The sequence below is a fragment of the Endozoicomonas arenosclerae genome (assembly GCF_001562015.1).
Lineage (GTDB): Bacteria > Pseudomonadota > Gammaproteobacteria > Pseudomonadales > Endozoicomonadaceae > Endozoicomonas_A > Endozoicomonas_A arenosclerae.
In genome coordinates this window covers 17,780-35,416 of sequence record NZ_LASA01000119.1, presented here as the reverse complement: position 1 = coordinate 35,416, position 17,637 = coordinate 17,780, and the positions used below count along the sequence as shown (strand labels likewise).

The following is a 17,637-nucleotide window of genomic DNA, read 5'->3' as shown; positions in this document are numbered from 1 at the left end:
TTCAAAGGCTTATGGTGTCCTGAAAAAACAGAAAGTGTCAGGTCATCAAAACGACGCTGACATTCTTTACAAGAATATCTCTGTCTGTCAGGCTGTGAATCGTCCTTGCCTTGGCGGGTTATGTCTGAGCTGGCACAGTGTGGGCATTTCACCCCGTCAGGCCAGCGAATCTGGCGTATCTGTTCAAAGCACTTGGCGTTGTCGAGGAGGTCATAAAGTTTCATGACACTTTTGTACAAGAAAACGTCTTCTATTCATAGTCAAATAACTCGTCCTCAACCAGCTCCCCAGAATCCATTAAGAGCCAAGAATTTAAGGTTTGTTTCGGATGAAGTACAGGAGTTGAGGCGGAAGTTACCTGATGTTTCATTGGCTGAGACCAGAGGTTTGTTAAGAGCCTACTCAGAACTGACTTTGCACCATCCTGATGCCCAGGGTGCGCCTCTGGCTCAGGCCAGAAGTTTTATTGAAGAGTTGCGGGAGCACTTCGCCCAGACACGTCAGGACGATGGTTTTGCCGATACGATCAGAAGCGTCGAACAGGAAGTGATTTTAGGAACCCTGAAGTCCAATCCAACGGAAGTGGCTTTGAGGTTCCTGAGTGGTATACCCGGCAATGCGGGTAGGCGCCATGGTATGTTGCAAAGACTGTTAATCCATACCTTGAATAATGGGTTGGTTAACAGTGATTCAATCCATGGCCATACACGGGATCTTGTGAATCCGGATCATCTTTTGTATCTGGATATGCTTCAAAAAGCAGGTTTGATCGATTGGCTGGATGTTAAGAGAGCTGATATTAACGGAGAAGAGCTGGCCTTGAGTCCTGACAGGCTGAAAGCGAATCTTGAGTTTGAAGTTCGGGATTTTTGTCACAGTAACGCTGGCTATCGAAAGTTGAAGGATCAGCTTCTGGGTCTGGATCTCAATCAATTGGAAAAAGCTGCAAGTCAAGGGTTAGCGCCACCTGAAGATGTTGTTAAAACCGTGGTAGAAGCCAGAAAGCTGATGTTGGATATCGATCTGGGTATGGGGCGGCGCTGGGACCTTGAGTTACTGAAGTCTCCAGATTACTGGCCTTCCAGAGATGATCATGAGGCCTTTCTCAAGCTCGAGGGTATCAAGTTCCTGAAAAGTCCTGCGATCTTCCGGGCACAAAGGCAGTGGCTGGTCGATCAGCATAATCACCATAAGAAATTCCCGAACGTCGTGATTGAGGGGGCAGGGCCTACCGGAATGATGTCGGCTATTTGTCAGTATCAGGCTGGAGCCAAGGTTCAGATTGTTGAGAAGCGAAACCTTCAGTATGACCGGGTTCAGGTGGTCAGACTCGATCCCAAGTGGATGGATATGTTGCGCTTTTATATGGGCGAGGAGTTTGATCAGCTCTTTACAGATCCTGCTCATCCTTCAGGCGTTGAGGGGAAAGGGATTATTCGGGATGACGGTTTTGGTGAAATTGTAACCGCTGAGCTTGAAAAAGCCATGCAAAGAGAGCTGAGTAAGGTGGAAGCGTTGAATGATGTTCGTGGGCATCTGGATCTGACAGCGCAATGTGAACTTCGTGAAATCAGGAATCCTGATGGTGGGCATGGTTATAAAGCCGTGGCTCACAAGCTGGATGCGGATATGCCAGTAGAATTTGATGATGTGGATCTGGTGATTTGTGCGGGCGGTAAGTCCAGTCCTACTCGTAAGCGTTACCTCACCGCAGAAACTGTGACAGAAGAAGAACAGTACGGAGTCTGCACTTGGAAAGGTGAAGATATGAGAGATAACCAGTTTGGCTCCTTTTTGGATTTTCGGCAGATGATAGTCGTGGAAGGGCATTTTACGGCTTCAGCCATTTTCAAGATGAGAGAGGCTGTGAGGTCCTTGCAGGGGGAGCGCACTCTGACGGACGATGTTGCGGGTGAGCTGATACAAAAAATCAATACGCTTGAAGGAAGGCTTTTGTCTTTACGAGGGCAGGAGCGCGTTTACCAGTAGCGCTGTTTTGAAAACAGAAAGCTGATCTATATCGGTATGGAAATACCCGCTGTTTTGCAAGAGTCCCTGAAAGAGATGGAAAGTTATCTGAAAGATCAGAATGTTGAACGTGCCCAGGTAAAAGAGGTTATGACTGCAATGCGGATGGGTTGGTTCGAGGCTGTTGCAGGTAAATATGATCTGAAAGCCTGGACCGGGGCTACAAATAAGCATATTGACAGAAAGTTTGCTGCCACTTTCGGTGTATCCCAGCATCGTCTACAGGAGAATGTTGTCAGGAATCAGGAAAATGGCAGCAGGGTTTATGTAACAGCGGCCGGTGATGCCAACTGCAGCCCTCATTTTATGAGATACAGCGGTTTGACCGGTGCTCGTGAGCATATACTTCATGATCAGGAGTTCACAGAGCGGCTGGCTGCTGGTGCAACACCAGAGCAAATGGAGAGCTATCAGGATGATCTGGAAGATAAAAGCAGGAATACCGCCGACTTTGTTATAGGGCGCGGACGGGTCTTCCTTAACCCGCTGGACAGGCCGCAGAAAGAGTATTTTGATTCTTGATAGGGGTGATCAGTTTTATCTTGTCTGAATTTGTTCGGATAAGACTGACACTGGGATAGTGATCGTTTACAATGCGGCCCAAGCTTCCCCAATGACTGGAGGTAGCGCCTTGAATTATAAACTTGACCCTTGATGGGCCAATAAAAGAACGTTTGGAGAGTGTAATGGCCGTAGAGCGCACTTTGTCAATTATCAAGCCTGACGCTGTTGCTAAAAATGTAATCGGCGAGATTTACAGCCGATTTGAAAAAGCCGGCCTGAAGATTGTCGGATCCCGCATGGTTCACCTGAGCAAAGAGAAAGCAGAAGGCTTTTATGCTGAGCATAAAGAGCGTCCTTTCTTTAATGATCTGGTGGCTTTCATGACTTCGGGTCCGGTAGTAGTCTCTGTCCTGGAAGGTGAAAATGCCGTAGCTCATCACCGTGAGCTGATGGGTGCAACCAATCCTGCTGAAGCAGCTGCTGGAACTATCCGTGCAGATTTCGCTCAGACTATTGATGAAAATGCTGTGCATGGTTCTGATTCCCCGACTTCAGCTGCCAGAGAAGTAGCTTACTTCTTTGAGGAAGCGGACGTCTGCCCTCGCACCAGATAATGATACATCCAGGGTATAGGCTTCGGGCTCTCTACTGAGAGCCCGGTTCTATGCCCTGTATTATTATCTATGAAAATGCCATGACTATTGTGTTTTAATGGCGCCCATATTTTTTATTGATTAAAAACAGCCATTTTCAGGTAGGCAGTTATTCCGGGTTTAGAGGGGGAAGCTGTAATTCCAGCTTATGGTTGCTGGGCGGTATTGAGCGCTCATGGCTTTTTGAGGTATTGAGATGTCAGAATTGATCACCGTAAGCGCTGAGACCGGTGAGGTTCAGAACAGCACTGTTAACCTGCTGGATTTATCTCGCAGTAAAATGGTGGATTTTTTTCTCAGCATAGGTGAAAAGAAGTTTCGCGCTGAGCAGATGCTCAAGTGGATTCACCACTTTGGTGTCGATAACTTCGATGAGATGACCAATATCAGCAAAGCCTTGAAGCAAAAGCTGAAAGACGTTGCTGAAATTCGCGGCCCGGAAGTGGTCAGCAGCCAGTTTTCTGAAGACGGCACCTGTAAATGGGTGGTTCGGGTAGCCAGTGGCAGCTGTGTAGAAACCGTTTATATTCCTGATGGCAAGCGTGGCACCCTGTGTGTTTCTTCTCAGGCAGGTTGCTCTCTGGATTGCAGTTTCTGTTCTACCGGTAAGCAAGGTTTTAACTCCGATCTGACAGTGGCTGAAATTATCGGCCAGGTCTGGATAGCCGCTCGTCACTTCAACAATGTTCCTGCCAAGAAAGATCGTTCTATCACCAACGTCGTTATGATGGGGATGGGCGAGCCTTTGATGAATTTTGATAATGTCGTTGATGCCATGAATCTCATGATGGACGATCTGGGTTATGGCCTGTCCAAGCGCAGGGTGACCTTGAGTACCTCCGGTGTGGTTCCGGTGCTTCTCAAACTGGGCGAAGTGACCGATGTGTCTCTTGCGGTGTCCCTGCACGCGCCCAACGACGAATTACGTAATGTACTGGTCCCGATTAACCGCAAGTATCCTCTCTCTGATTTGATGGATGCGATTGATCAGTATATGAGTGGTCTGCCCGACAAGCGGGTAGTGACCATCGAATACACTTTGCTGGCGGGTGTGAATGATCAGCCCGAGCATGCTGAACAGTTGACTCAGTTGCTGAAAGATGTGCCTTGCAAGATCAATCTGATCCCCTTCAACCCGTTCCCGCATTCCGGGTATGAGCGTCCTAGTAATAACGCAGTACGTCGTTTTCAGGAGCAGCTGCAGGAAGCGGGTTTTAACGTCACCGTTCGCAAAACTCGTGGTGATGATATTGATGCAGCCTGTGGCCAGCTGGTAGGGCAGGTTGCAGACAAGACGCGTAGAAGCGAGCGCTATATCGCTGCTCGTCAGGTGAATGCAAGCTGATTTAGAAAAGAACGGATAGTTCAGAAACATAGCTGAGGTCAGATTTGTGTGGCCTTGGCTATCCCGGTTCGCATAATATGATTCAAAACGATTAAATGACGGGGAGAAGCATGATCGCAAAACTGAGAAACAGTGCAGTTTTGTTCAGTATCATCCTGAGTGGCTGTGTGACAACGGGTGGACCAGCACCTGTTAACGAGGATGAAGCGGTCCGCAGTTATCTGGAACTGGCCGGAGGCTATGTTCAGCAGGGATTTACCGAAAAAGCCGTAAAACCGATTAACCGGGCGCTGGAAATTCAGCCGCGCTCTGCCGATGCCTTTGGTATGCTGGGGCTGGTCTATCAGCTTCAGGGTGAAGCCAGTCTGGCAGAAACATCCTTCAAAAAAGCTCTGTCCCTGAATCCGGATTCCTCCGAGATTCATAATAATTTTGGTGTTTTTCTTTTCAGTCAGAATCGTCTGACCGATGCCTATCGTGAATTTGAAAAAGCGGCGGAAGATGTACGTTACAGCAGTCGCAGTCGGGCTTATGAAAATCTCGGGCTGGTCGCATTAAGGCAGGGGCGATTGTCGCTAGCCGCAGAGCATTTTGACAAAGCCCTGAAACTGAATAGCAATTTACCCCGTGCAAGTCTGGAATTAGCAGCAATACTTGAGGAGCAAGGCCGGTTCCGTGAAGCCTGGCGGTACTATCAGGCATTTACTCGCCTGTCACGCCAGAGTGAGCGATCCCTGAAGCTGGGGATTCGTCTGGCCAGGCTCAATGGTGATCAGGATGCTGCAGCCAGTTATTCCTTGCAATTAGGGCGTTTATTCCCTTCTACCACTGGAGAGGGAGTGCGGAGTAGAAGCAGTTATGAGTACTGATAAGCAAATTAATCAGGAAGGTCTGGAATCCTCTTCAGGAGCTTCGCCGGGTGAGGTGCTGCTGGCAGCAAGGCAAAAAGCGGGGCTTTCGGTAGAGCAGGCTGCTGATCAGCTTAAAGTGCCGGAATCCTACATCCTGGCCATAGAGAGCAATGACTTTGAAAAGCTGCCCGGGCTGGTGTTTGCCAGGGGGTACGTCAGAAGTTATGCCAGAATTCTGGAGTTAGACTGTGATGCAGTGGTGGATCATTTTGACCGGTATACCGGCGACAGTGGTGTGGATACGCCGCATTTGAAAGCCGGTGCACCTGTTTCAAATCGTCGTCCGATGTCTCCAGCACTGGCCTGGGGAGCGACATTATTAACAGTAGTTCTGGTGGGTGCAGGGAGTTATTACGGCTGGAATTCTGACAAGCGAACTGCATCTGAGCCTGAAGCCGTTTCTCAGCAGCAGGCTCCCGTCATAATTGAGCCCGATGAGATCTCTGAGGATGAAGAGTTGTTGCCGGCTCAGATTGATTTTGATGAGCTTGAAACTGAAGGCGTTGATCCTGAGGTTGAGTCCGAGCCAGAATCCCAGGTTGACTCTATTTCTGAAGAAGCTGATGAGCCTGGCCTGGCTGAGGTAACAGAGCCTCAAGTGAGTGTCAGTCCGGCTGTGGTTCAGCTGGAAGAGCCTTCACAGGCGGTAACGGGGGATTCTCTGGTTCGTCTGGCGATTCAGTTTGCAGAAGATTGCTGGGTTCAAATCAAGGATATGAGCGGAAATTCGCTTTATACCGATGTCCAGAAAGCCGGTTCTAACCTCGATCTGGAAGTGCCTGCCTCCGTGCAAGTGAGGTTTGGTAATGTCAATGGTGTTGCCGAGCTCCAGTTTGATGGGCGGGAAGTGGCTGTAAAAGCGCCTGAGCCTGGCCGAAAGGTAGCCAGTCTGGTGCTGGAAGCAGGCTGATTGACAGCTAAAATCAGAAACTACCCGTCAGGCAGGCTCTTGAGGCATGTACTCGTAGCCTGGGAAAAGTTATAGTTGGCGCTTTTGCCGTTGGAATAATTTTTTTGTGCAGGAAAGCGACCTTTTTTGGGCTTTTTTGCCGGCATTTTTCATTTCACCGACGGCGGTTTAGAGGATTAGAGGACGTCAGAACTTGGCAAAGCAACTTCAAGCCATCCGTGGGATGAACGACATCCTGCCAGAACAGAGTCCGGCCTGGCAGTATCTGGAATCCAGACTGCGCAACCTGATGGCAGCCTACAGCTACCGTGAAATCAGAATGCCTGTTGTTGAGCCCAGTCATCTGTTCAGCCGTGGCATTGGTGCAGGCACCGACATTGTTGAAAAGGAAATGTACACCTTCGAGGATCGTAATGGTGACAGCCTTTCATTGCGTCCTGAGGGAACGGCAGGTTGTGTTCGTGCAGGTATTCAGCACGGTCTTCTCTATAATCAGACCCAGCGTTTGTGGACCATGGGGCAGATGTTCCGCTATGAGCGTCCACAGAAGGGACGCTATCGTCAGTTTCATCAGTTCAGTGTTGAAACCTTCGGTATGGCCGGTCCGGACATTGATGCCGAGTTGATTCTGCTGACTGCTCGGCTCTGGAAAGAGCTTGGTATCCATGAGCATGTCCGTCTCGAACTCAATACCCTGGGAACACTGGAAGCGCGCAAGAACTATCGCGAAGCACTGGTAGAGTATCTTTCCCAGTATGAGCAGGAACTGGATGAAGACAGTCGCAACCGTCTGAGCATCAACCCACTGCGGATTCTGGACAGCAAGGATCAGCGTACTCAGGAAATTGTGGCGGATGCGCCGGTCTTGCATGATTATCTGGATGAAGAATCCGCTGAACACTTTGAAACACTGAAAAGTATTCTGGATGCGGCTGGTATTTCCTATGTTGTCAATCCAAGGCTGGTTCGCGGGCTGGATTACTACAGCCGAACCGTGTTTGAATGGATAACGGATAGCCTTGGCGCGCAGGGTACGGTTTGTGGCGGTGGTCGCTATGATGCCCTGGTTGAATTGCTGGGTGGTAAGCCTACTCCAGCGGTTGGCTTTGCCATGGGTATTGAGCGTCTGGTACTGATGCTCGAAACTCTGGACTTGATTCCCGACTCTGTTAACAAGGCCGTTGATGTTGCAGTGGTGACCCGTGGTGAGGGTGTCAGTGGCAAGGCTTTGCCCATGATTGAACAGATTCGTACTGCAGTTCCCGGTGTTCGTATCCTGGTGAATTGCGGAGGCGGTTTTAAAGGTCAGATGAAGAGGGCCTTTAACAGCGGAGCTGATTACGCCTTCATCATTGGTGAAGATGAACTGGCCAGTCAGTCTGTTTCGGTAAAACCTCTGAGTACCGATGGTGAGCAGGAAACGATGGACATTCCTGTTGTGATTGAATTTTTGAAAAAGCGAATTCAGGAGTAAAGAGTGAGTCGCTCAGATGAAGAAGAAGTAGAACTGCTCAAAAACCTCTGGCAGGAATACGGTAAGCCCGTTGTTGCTGGTGTCGCTATAACGGTCGTAGCTATTTTTGGTTACAAGGCCTATCAGAAGAATCAGTTGGAAACCGCTGCGGCTTCTTCACAGCTGTATCAGAGTCTTCTGGACGCTACACAGACTGCACAGGGGCAACCTCTGTCCGAACAACAGAAATCCACCGTCAAACACGTTGTGGAAACCCTGCAGTCGGATTACGAAAGCTCCCAGTATGCCGCTTTCGCTACGCTGTTTCAGGCTCGTGAGCAGGTGCTGGCTAACGATCTGGACGGTGCCAGAGCTTCTCTGGAATGGGTTCTGGGACAAAAGCCTGATGCAGAAGTTGAGCTTCTGACCCGGTCCAGGTTGGCCAGGGTCATGCTGAGCCAGTCTGCAGACAACGCCCAGGCGGCTCTGGATGTGCTGGCTAAAGCAAAATCAGAAGCGGGCTTTGTGGCAACAATCGAAGCCGTTCGTGGCGACGCTTATCTGGCGCTGGGCCAGAAAGACCAGGCACGTGAATCCTATGAAAAGGCACTGGACGCTGCCCGTAAAAACGGAGAGTCCCGGCCTCTGCTGCAGTTCAAACTGGACGATCTGGCAGCTAACGTAAAAGAGGGCTAATGGATGGAGAGGATAATCAGGTCACTGCTGATCGTTTCCCTTACGATGGGGCTGGCTGCTTGTAGCCTGTTCTCAAGTGATGAGGAAGAAGTCCGCAAGCCAAAACCTCTGGCTGAATTCAAACCGGATGTCGAGTTGAAAGAGATCTGGTCTAAAGGCATTGGTAAAGGTGTAGAAGACAGCTATGAGCGACTGGTGCCTTCTGTATCAGGCGATGTGATCTATGCTGCAGGTGCCCAGGGTAATGTAGTGGCGCTGAACCGTGAGACCGGTAAGGAAATCTGGAAGAAAACTCTGGAAATCCCCGTCGGCGGTGGTATTACTGCTCAGTCAGGCATGCTGTTGCTGGGTACTCTTGACGGCCATATCATCGCTTTGAAGGAAGAAGACGGTAGCCAGCTCTGGAAAACCCGTGTCAGCAGTGAAGTGATTTCTTCTCCACAAACTAACGGTCGTATTGTTCTGGTTCAGAGTATTGATGACACCATTACCGCTCTCGATGCTGAAACCGGTAAGGAACTCTGGAGTCAGGAAAACCTGCAGCCATCTCTGACTCTCAGGGGATCAAGTATACCTCGTATTGAGGGCGAAGCGGTTTTTGTTGGACTGTCCAATGGCGAAGCCAAGGCCTTCAGAACATCGGATGGTACTCCGATCTGGAACAGCCGGGTATCTATCCCCAAAGGTTCATCTGAGCTGGAAAGAATGGTGGATATCAAGGCAGAACCACTGGTTGTAGGTGATAACCTGTTCATGGTGAGCTTCCAGGGCAATGCTGCTGCACTGGATATGTACAGTGGCCGTGTTCGCTGGACTCGCGAGCTGTCCAGCTATAAGTCCATTGCGGAAGGTTTCGGTTCTCTCTATCTGACTGATGACAGCAGTTATGTCAGTTCACTGGATCAACGTTCCGGTGCGGTCAGCTGGAGACAGGATAAGCTGGAATATCGTCTTCTGACGGCCCCAGCAACTTACAGCAGTTATGTTGCAGTGGGTGACCTTGATGGTTACGTGCATTTGCTGTCTCAGGTTGATGGCGGTCTGGCAGGGCGTTTCAAGGCGGGTTCTTCAGCAATTAAAGCGCCTCCTGTTGTATCCGGTGACTTTCTTTATGTGCTCAGTGCTAATGGTACATTGACTGCACTGAAGCAAAAATAAATCGCTCATTACGCTAATCGTAAGGTAGCGAAGTATTAAAGCCGGGCTGAACCTAAAGGTTCAGCCCTTTTTCTGTTATGAGTTCAGGTAAATTGCTCCCTCAATTCAAAGCGATTTGTCTGTAACTGGCTAAAGCTTTCGGGGGTCCTGATTTACCCCTGTGGAATGAAGTGTATGGTTCCTGTAATTGCCCTGGTCGGGCGACCCAATGTCGGCAAATCTACCTTGTTTAACCGGTTGACTCGCTCTCGTGATGCCCTGGTTGCCAATGTTGCCGGTTTGACCCGTGATCGCAAGTATGGCGAAGGAAAAATCGGTTCAAGCCCTTACATCGTAGTGGATACCGGCGGTATCAGTGGTGATGAGGAAGGTATTGATTCCGCTATGGCGGAGCAGTCTCTTGCTGCTATTCAAGAAGCCGATATTGTCCTGTTTCTTGTCGATGCCAGAGCTGGTCTCACCGCCGCCGACGAAATGATTGCTGATCATTTGCGTAAGCAAAACAAATCGTATCATCTGGTGCTGAACAAAACGGATACCGTTGATGCCGATCAGGCCGAAGCCGACTTTGCTGTTCTAGGTTTTGGCGAAGCCTTTCATATTGCTGCGGTTCATGGTCGTGGTGTGAAAGGTATGATCGAAGGTGTCCTGGAAGAAGTAGCAGGCCCAGAGATTGATGAGGATTCTGAGGAATACGAGGCGGAAACGGTTAAGGCTCGTGGAATCAAGATCGGTATTGTCGGACGCCCGAACGTGGGTAAATCGACGCTGGTCAATCGTCTTCTGGGTGAAGAGCGCGTTGTCGTTTATGACCAGGCAGGAACTACCCGTGACAGTGTGTATATTCCTTATGAGCGCTGGGGTCAGGATTACACGCTGATTGACACTGCGGGTGTTCGTCGTCGCGGTAAGGTTCATGAAGTGGCCGAAAAGTTCTCGGTCATCAAAACCCTGCAGGCGATTGAAGACGCCAATGTAGTGCTTCTGGTTGTGGATGCCAGAGAAGGCATCGTAGAGCAGGATCTTCATTTGTTGGGCTTTGTTCTTGAAGCAGGTCGTGCCGTAGTCATTGCCGTGAACAAGTGGGATGGCATGAAAGAAGAAGAGCGTAAAAAGGTAAAGGAAGAACTTGGCAGAAGGCTGGAGTTCATCAACTTTGCGCGTATTCATATGATCTCTGCCAAGCATGGAACCAATGTCGGACACCTTTATGACTCTATTGATGAGGCGTATGAGTGTGCTACCCGTAAGCTGTCCACTAATCAGCTGACTCGTATCCTGGAAGATGCCACCAAGATTCACCAGCCACCGATGGTCCGTAACCGTCGCATAAAGCTGAGGTATTGCCATGCGGGTGCAATGAATCCACCGACTATCATCATTCACGGTAACCAGACTCAGGAAGTCCCTGCAGCTTATAAGCGTTATCTGGAGAATACTTTCAGAAAAGTACTCAAGATCATGGGTACGCCGATACGTATTGAGTTCAAATCTTCTGAGAATCCCTTTGCCGAGCGCAAGGCTGTGCACAAGAAAAACCCGGGCGGTGAACGTAAAGTGACTCACAAGCGTCGCGTGATAGAACTGAAAGGCAAAAAGAAAGACGATAAAAAGAAAAAGCAGAAATCCCGTCGTTAATTTTCCAGTCTGACCAGATAAAGGGCCCCGTGACACAGATAATGTGTTTCGGGGCTTTTTTATGCCTTGTGGAAATGTCATCTGGTAGACAAAAGCGGATCTGGACTGTTGGCGGAGGCTTTCTTACCGCTCCTAGAGTGAATTCTAAGAACGAAAAATAATTTGCAGTTGAGTGCATTAATCAATCATAAAGATGATTACTCATTAGGAGTTGAGGATGAGCAACCCAGGTGGTGTGAATTTAGAATCCGGTGGTGTCACAGGCTTATCAGGTGCATCACCGCTTCCAGAAGAAAAAATGGTAAAGGGTAAGTGGCTGAGCACTAGTGTTGGCAAGCTCAATAGTACAGAGTCAAAATTGCCTCCTGCCCACAATCGAAGTTTAAGTGTTCCGGAAACATCCATTCACTCCAGGGTTTCTTCTGCAGGTTCATCTGAATCAGAGATTGGTCGCTCTTTCCAGGATCAGGCTGGCTATATATTAAGCCGTCCTTCAAGCCCGGAAACTCAACATAAGCTGGTTGATTTGTTTGTAAAATCAGTAAGCCCCGGTGAAATGATCTCGCTCTGGGAAAAACAGGGACTGGATGCCTCAAAAGCAGCCTATATGAAAGTCCTCACGGGTGAAGGTGTAGATTCGAAAGCGGCGAAGAAGCTTTTGGGCTCAGGTAAAAAAGATAAGACGCACGTATCTAAAACGCACGAATTTACACAAGCGTTGATCACTTCTTTAAGAACGACTGATTCATCATCGCTTGAGACACTGCTTGGGAAAGTAAAGCTGTCTGATGCTTCGATGCAGGTTTTTCTCAGAAGTGTTGCTGCCGGATTCGGCTCAAGTGAACTGAGAGGATGGAATGGTGTTCCGGAGCAAAGTCCTTTGGGCGCTCTGCCAGACAGTCTTGGGCATGATCCTCTGTCAATGTCAGTCTCAGTTAAAACATCTGGAAAGGCCGTACGGGAGCTCAGTGTTGATGAAGTGAATAGTCTGGCTTCATCAACAACTTTAAGAACTTTGGAAGAAAAGCAGAAAAAGGAACCGTCTGTTGAAGCCTTAACTGAGCTGAGTGTGGATCAGCAAAGTCTCTTGCAGGATTCGAATAGAATGCTTATGACGTTTGAGGTTTGCGATCCTGATCAGCAACATACTTCAGTACTTTTTGACTCAAGAAGGTTGCCTTCAACAGCGGCTTCATCAGAGGCGGATGTTGCTGGGCGTGAGAGGCGTAAAGATCTTCTGGAAGCAGCATTCGCTTCGACAATCGATAAATCTCAAAACGGATTAACGGTATTCAGGGCTCTCTCTCATCAAGGGCCTTTGAATGAGCTTGTCACTAAGTTTTATCCACTTCTGCCAAAAGGGCCCACAATGCAGCAGGGTACAGGTGTTCAGGATGGCAGTGAGGTTCGTTTTGTGCTGCTCGATCCAGAACATATGACAGTGGTTTCGACCAATAAATATGATCATTTTTCAGACAGTCGTGGCATGAAAGAAGTAGGAGAAGGTCATCTCAGACTCAAGTTTCAGCTGGAGAAGCGTGATGGAATCTGGTGTTGTCAGCATGTGGATGTTCAATACAGTGACAATGTGAATGGAGAGCTGAAGCCAGTACCTGTAGCTACTCCTAATACCCCTAAGCATCAGAGAAAAAACGTTACAGCCCATAAGCGTTCTATGAGTGATTCTGGTCTGAAATCTATGGCTGCAGCTACCCAGCGTCCTGGTGGGGATCTTAGCGCTTTCAAGACAGGAAAAAATGACTGGTTGATGGTCTCACCTGTTGCTGCACAGTTTATGGCGATGGTTGAAGATAAACAATCTCAGGTTCGAAGTAACATCAAACTATTTGAGGACAGTTGGCAGAGGCATTTAGCAGCTGCAGATGGCTCTGATGTTAAGGGGCGTCAGCAAGCAGGCGAAGCTGAGGCTGCCAAACGTAGAGGTCTTGATCACACAAAACTGCAGTATCAGGCTCAATTAAAAGGGTTGACGCAGAGTCTCAGGGAGTCTGCAAAGCTGGATAAAATTGATTTAGGCACCATCAGGAATGATGTGATTGGAGGTTCTCATTATAAAAATCCGGATGATGATCAGGAATATCTGGTGACGGATGATGAGCTGAAGCAGCTATTCAAATCTGAGGTTGGACAGTATCAGTCCATCCGTGAAAGGTACCGTGCCAAGGCTTTTGAAGCCTATGAGGTATTCCGAAAGGATGAATCCGATAAGTTTGATGTTGATCGTGAAGGTTATGCCCTTGATGAGAAAGAAACCCTGGATCAATTGGTTGGTCTCTATAGAGATTCACATCAATGGCACGTTGATCAAGTGGATCAGATAAAGGCTCGCCAGGCTGCTTTCGCTGCCAGTCGTCCAACAGGTAAGGACTGGATAGAGTCAGAGCTTCAGACAATGAAAGCATTGGAAAAAGAGTCAGAGCAACTGATTCGCGCCTTCAGAGAATCAGGCTCAGAAGGCTACAAACTCAAGCAGAAATTAGACTTTAACCCTGTTACTCATCCTGAGAGAGAGACTAACTTCAGTGAGTTGTCTTCAAGAACATTTGTGCATCAGCGAGCTTTTCTCAGTTTGCTTGCACAATATGAAGCCAATTTGAAAGATCGACTTGAAGCGTTGGAGTCAGGTGTTGGAAGGGTCAGAGTGTCCAGTACATCAAGAGAGCGTGTTCTATCCAGCACGGATAATGACTTTCTTCGAGATGCGAGTAATGAGGTGCCTGAAGCTCGTCCAATGACCCGTGAGGTATTGGAAGAAGAACTCAGTAAATTTCAGCTTGGAAAGCTTGCAGATCTGGGTGAAGAGCTCACTGACTATGACTTTTCGTTAGAGAAATCAAAAGATGTGATCATTCAATATATGTTGAGAAATGTGGATCATCCATTGCTTGAAGAAGCACTACTAGCCAGATAAAAAGTCTTCCCACTCTTTGCAGCCTCGTAGTTTGGCTGCTTTTTTTTGTCTGAAAAAAGCCCATTCTCTATGACACAATGATCATTCAGAGTGTTCAGTTCTGCAGGAGCGGTTGTGAGATGAAAAATCTGTTTCAGGGTATACCGGAAAATCTCCCGGATGAAGTGTTTGAGGAGTTGTGCTCAGGTCAGCAAGTCAAGATAGAGCGGATTGTTTCTCGCGGTCATACCACGCCTCAAGGTGAATGGTATGACCAGGAGTGGGATGAGTGGGTGGTACTTTTATCTGGAACCGCTCAATTGAAATTTGAAGATAGAAGTGAGCTGGTGGCTATGAGTCCCGGGGATTATCTGCATATTGCAGCTCATCAAAGGCATCGAGTGGAGTGGACCGACCCTGACCGGGATTGTGTCTGGCTGGCGATCCACTTTAAGGTCTGAGGGCGTTAATCTTTATAAATCTGGATTACCTGGCAGTCTGCTGAGCCCTTGCTGAATCTTGCTGTTACTTGATCGCCTTCATTCAGTTGACTGGCATCCCGAATAAACTCATCCCCTTTTGCAACAATGCTGTAGCCCCTTGAAAGTGTGGCAAGGGGGCTGACTGCATCCAGCATACCTGTCAGCTGCTTGAGATGACTTTCTTTTTGTTTTACAAGCAGTTGAATGTTGGAGTTCAGCTTGTTTTGTAGCAGGTTGAGCTGACCTTGCATGCGTTCTATTCGTCTTGCGGGAGAGGACTGGGCAAGTCTGTCATTCAACCGCTCGTAACTGGCAGTATTGGCCTGCAGGGCAATGGTCATGGATTGCTGCAAGCGGATTTCCAGATCATCAAGCCGTTGATAGTGTTCTCTCAGTCTTTCTCCGGGATGACGCAGGCGAAGGCTGGTGTTATCCAGGGTTTGAGATAAAACCTGCAGACGATGTTTCATTAGCGTTTGTAGTTTTCGGTTCAGCAGGCTGAGTTTGTTCAATATCTCCTGCTGGTCAGGGCTGAGTACTTCTGCGGCAGCCGATGGGGTTGGTGCTCGGTAGTCGGCAACAAAGTCGGCAATCGTAAAATCTATTTCATGGCCGACGGCACTCACTATAGGGACATCAGAGGCGGCAATCGCTCTGGCCACTTTTTCTTCATTAAAAGGCCAGAGATCTTCCAATGAACCACCCCCTCGGCCCACGATCAAAATGTCAAACAACCCGCTTCGGTTGGCTGCTGCGATACCTCTGACCAGCTCATCTGCCGCGTCTTTTCCCTGTACGGCGCTTGGGATGACAGTAACAGGTATAGAAGGGAAGCGTCTCTTCAGAACTGCAAGAATATCTCTGATAGCTGCACCGGTTGGTGAAGTGACTACACCAATGTGAGAGGGCAGGGTGGGTAAAGGTCGCTTCCGTTCAGCACTGAACAAGCCTTCATTGGAGAGTTTGAGCTTGAGCTCTTCAAACGCTCTTTGTAAAGCGCCGGCTCCACCTTCTTCCATATGGTCGACGATCAGTTGATAGTCACCCCGGCCTTCATAAAGGCTGACTCGGCCCCTCACTATTAATTGCATCCCTTCAGCGGGTACAAAGCGGATGCTGCGGTTGCGGTTTTTAAACATGGCACAGCGAATCTGGGCGCCGGCGTCTTTGAGAGTAAAGTACCAGTGGCCGGAGCCGGGTCTGGCCAGGCCAGAAATCTCACCTTCCACCCTGACATTGCCGAATTGGGTTTCCAGCATTCTCCGGGTCCGGCTGTTCAGCTCTGTTACGGTCAGAGGGCGCTGGTTATCAGTCTGCACAGTTGCGCCCGGTTCAGCGTGAAATAAGTTCTGGCCTTGCATGAGAGTGTTTATGCCATAGTGAATAGGTGGGTAAATAAAACTGAAATTATCTGAAGCTAGGAGCTAGTGGGCCATAGTCAGTTTGACGGTCTCATATCAGCTGCGTCACATCCAGGTAGTTGAACAATATACTGGATAATTCGGTTTCAGCCTATACATTCAATTAAGTCCGCACAACAAAGACCAGGATATGGACTGACGTTTAAAAAGAGCAATGAAGTGACTGTCTGCTGGTCTTATTAACCCGGGATCTATAAAAAAGGTGGCTATGTTCTTTCTTCAACTCATGGTCGTAGTGCTCTGTATCCTTATTGGTGCAAGAATGGGTGGTATAGGGCTGGGACTAATGGGGGGCGTTGGGTTGGCCATACTCAGCTTTGGGTTTGGTCTGCAGCCAACCAGTCCACCCATTGATGTTATGTTGATGATTGTGGCTGTGGTCTCGGCTGCTGCCTGTATGCAAGCTGCCGGTGGTCTGGATTATCTGGTTCAGATTGCCGAAAAAGTACTTAGAAAAAATCCTCGTCGAATCACCTTTGTCGCGCCTCTGGTGACCTATATATTTACCCTTTTTGCCGGAACAGGCCATGTTGCCTATTCCGTTCTTCCTGTTATTGCTGAAGTGGCTCATAGAACGGGGGTGCGCCCTGAAAGACCACTCTCCATGGCGGTTATAGCTTCACAGATTGCAATTGTGGGCAGCCCTATTGCTGCCGCTACGGTTGCGCTACTGGGATTCCTGGCCCCGTTGGGTATTCAATTGACGGACATCCTCAGTGTCACCATTCCATCAACTATTGTTGGGCTCACTCTGGCAGCTCTGATTACAAACAAGCTGGGTAAGGAGTTGAAGGATGATCCGCAGTATCAGAGAAAACTGGAAGACCCCGAATATAGAAAAAAAATTGAGGCGCTCAGTGCCTCGGTAGACCGCTCTATTAAGCCCGGAGCAAGACTTTCTGTGGTGCTTTTTTTGATGGCCGCATTGTCGGTCGTAATTTTGGGCGCTTTCCCCTCGCTGAGGCCGGCTTTTGATCATGGGCCTATGGGAATGGCCCATACCATAGAAATTATTATGCTTACGACCGGGGCTCTTATGGTGATGTTCTGTCATATTGAAGTGCTCAAGGTCACTCAGGGGGATGTCTTTATTGCCGGTATGAGGGCAGTGATTGCCATATTTGGCATAGCCTGGCTGGGGGATACTTTTTTCGGGGCTCACGAAGTGATGCTTAAGTCCGGTATTGGTGATCTTGTCAGTCGTTTCCCCTGGACCTTTGCTGTAGCTCTGTTTGCTCTGTCAGTCATGGTTAATAGCCAGGGAGCAACAACAGGCACCCTGATGCCTCTGGGCATTGCCCTGGGGTTACCTCCCGCTTCCCTGATTGCGATGTTCCCTTCCGTAAATGGTTATTTCTTTGTGCCCAATTATGGGCCGATTATTGCTTCGATCGACTTTGACAGAACGGGGACTACCCGGATAGGCCGGTATGTCCTCAACCACAGTTTCATGCTGCCGGGGTTGATGTCGGTGAGTTTCTCGGTCATTGCAGGTTTTTTTGTCTCAGGGTTGGTGCTTTAGCGAGC

The 17,637-nt window shown here is 48.8% G+C and carries 15 protein-coding genes; 13 read left to right on the top strand and 2 right to left on the bottom strand.

The features are described 5' to 3' along the window. Window positions 1-224: transposase (locus tag WG89_RS29540; protein ID WP_172806865.1), on the bottom strand; the 224-nt coding region annotated here is incomplete at its 3' end. Here WG89_RS29540 and WG89_RS19095 point away from each other — a divergent pair. From WG89_RS19095 to WG89_RS19040, 12 genes are all read left to right on the top strand, one after another. Then, on the top strand, window positions 223-1,989 hold the full coding sequence (locus WG89_RS19095) for an FAD-dependent monooxygenase (RefSeq protein WP_153301694.1): 1,767 nt from the start codon (window positions 223-225) through the stop codon (window positions 1,987-1,989). The genes WG89_RS29540 and WG89_RS19095 overlap by 2 nt on opposite strands. Before the next feature lie 36 nt (window positions 1,990-2,025). Then, complete coding sequence (locus tag WG89_RS19090) at window positions 2,026-2,550, top strand: hypothetical protein (RefSeq protein WP_062268804.1); 525 nt, start codon at window positions 2,026-2,028, stop codon at window positions 2,548-2,550. A gap of 164 nt (window positions 2,551-2,714) precedes the next feature. Then, window positions 2,715-3,146 carry a nucleoside-diphosphate kinase gene (gene ndk / locus WG89_RS19085; protein ID WP_062268802.1) on the top strand — a complete coding sequence of 144 codons (432 nt, stop codon included), beginning with the start codon at window positions 2,715-2,717 and terminating at the stop codon, window positions 3,144-3,146. 235 nt (window positions 3,147-3,381) lie between these two features. Further along, window positions 3,382-4,530 (top strand): dual-specificity RNA methyltransferase RlmN, encoded by a 1,149-nt coding sequence (gene rlmN, locus WG89_RS19080; RefSeq protein ID WP_062268800.1) that lies wholly within the window; start codon window positions 3,382-3,384, stop codon window positions 4,528-4,530. Between the two features lie 110 nt (window positions 4,531-4,640). Further along, on the top strand, window positions 4,641-5,399 hold the full coding sequence (gene pilW, locus WG89_RS19075) for a type IV pilus biogenesis/stability protein PilW (RefSeq protein WP_062268798.1): 759 nt from the start codon (window positions 4,641-4,643) through the stop codon (window positions 5,397-5,399). After that, window positions 5,389-6,351 (top strand): helix-turn-helix domain-containing protein, encoded by a 963-nt coding sequence (locus WG89_RS19070; RefSeq protein ID WP_062268796.1) that lies wholly within the window; start codon window positions 5,389-5,391, stop codon window positions 6,349-6,351. The genes pilW and WG89_RS19070 overlap by 11 nt, the downstream gene beginning before the upstream one ends. Before the next feature lie 193 nt (window positions 6,352-6,544). After that, on the top strand, window positions 6,545-7,825 hold the full coding sequence (hisS, locus tag WG89_RS19065) for a histidine--tRNA ligase (RefSeq protein ID WP_079253930.1): 1,281 nt from the start codon (window positions 6,545-6,547) through the stop codon (window positions 7,823-7,825). 3 nt (window positions 7,826-7,828) lie between these two features. After that, on the top strand, window positions 7,829-8,500 hold the full coding sequence (locus WG89_RS19060; RefSeq protein ID WP_062268793.1) for a YfgM family protein: 672 nt from the start codon (window positions 7,829-7,831) through the stop codon (window positions 8,498-8,500). A 3-nt stretch (window positions 8,501-8,503) separates the two neighbouring features. Then, complete coding sequence (gene bamB / locus WG89_RS19055; protein ID WP_062268791.1) at window positions 8,504-9,658, top strand: outer membrane protein assembly factor BamB; 1,155 nt, start codon at window positions 8,504-8,506, stop codon at window positions 9,656-9,658. Window positions 9,659-9,832: 174 nt separating this feature from the next. After that, window positions 9,833-11,296 carry a ribosome biogenesis GTPase Der gene (der, locus tag WG89_RS19050; protein ID WP_062268789.1) on the top strand — a complete coding sequence of 488 codons (1,464 nt, stop codon included), beginning with the start codon at window positions 9,833-9,835 and terminating at the stop codon, window positions 11,294-11,296. A gap of 217 nt (window positions 11,297-11,513) precedes the next feature. Next, window positions 11,514-14,228, top strand: coding sequence for a hypothetical protein (locus WG89_RS19045; RefSeq protein ID WP_062268787.1), 2,715 nt, complete (start codon window positions 11,514-11,516; stop codon window positions 14,226-14,228). A gap of 119 nt (window positions 14,229-14,347) precedes the next feature. Then, window positions 14,348-14,668 carry a cupin domain-containing protein gene (locus WG89_RS19040; protein WP_062268810.1) on the top strand — a complete coding sequence of 107 codons (321 nt, stop codon included), beginning with the start codon at window positions 14,348-14,350 and terminating at the stop codon, window positions 14,666-14,668. A gap of 5 nt (window positions 14,669-14,673) precedes the next feature. On the opposite strand, the gene xseA is transcribed toward WG89_RS19040, so the two are convergent. Further along, complete coding sequence (gene xseA, locus WG89_RS19035) at window positions 14,674-16,008, bottom strand: exodeoxyribonuclease VII large subunit (protein WP_245662940.1); 1,335 nt, start codon at window positions 16,006-16,008, stop codon at window positions 14,674-14,676. Between the two features lie 310 nt (window positions 16,009-16,318). On the opposite strand from xseA, the gene WG89_RS19030 reads away from it, so the two are divergent. After that, window positions 16,319-17,632, top strand: a complete 1,314-nt coding sequence (locus tag WG89_RS19030) for an anaerobic C4-dicarboxylate transporter family protein (RefSeq protein WP_062268783.1) — start codon at window positions 16,319-16,321, stop codon at window positions 17,630-17,632. The last annotated feature ends 5 nt before the right edge of the window (window positions 17,633-17,637 follow it).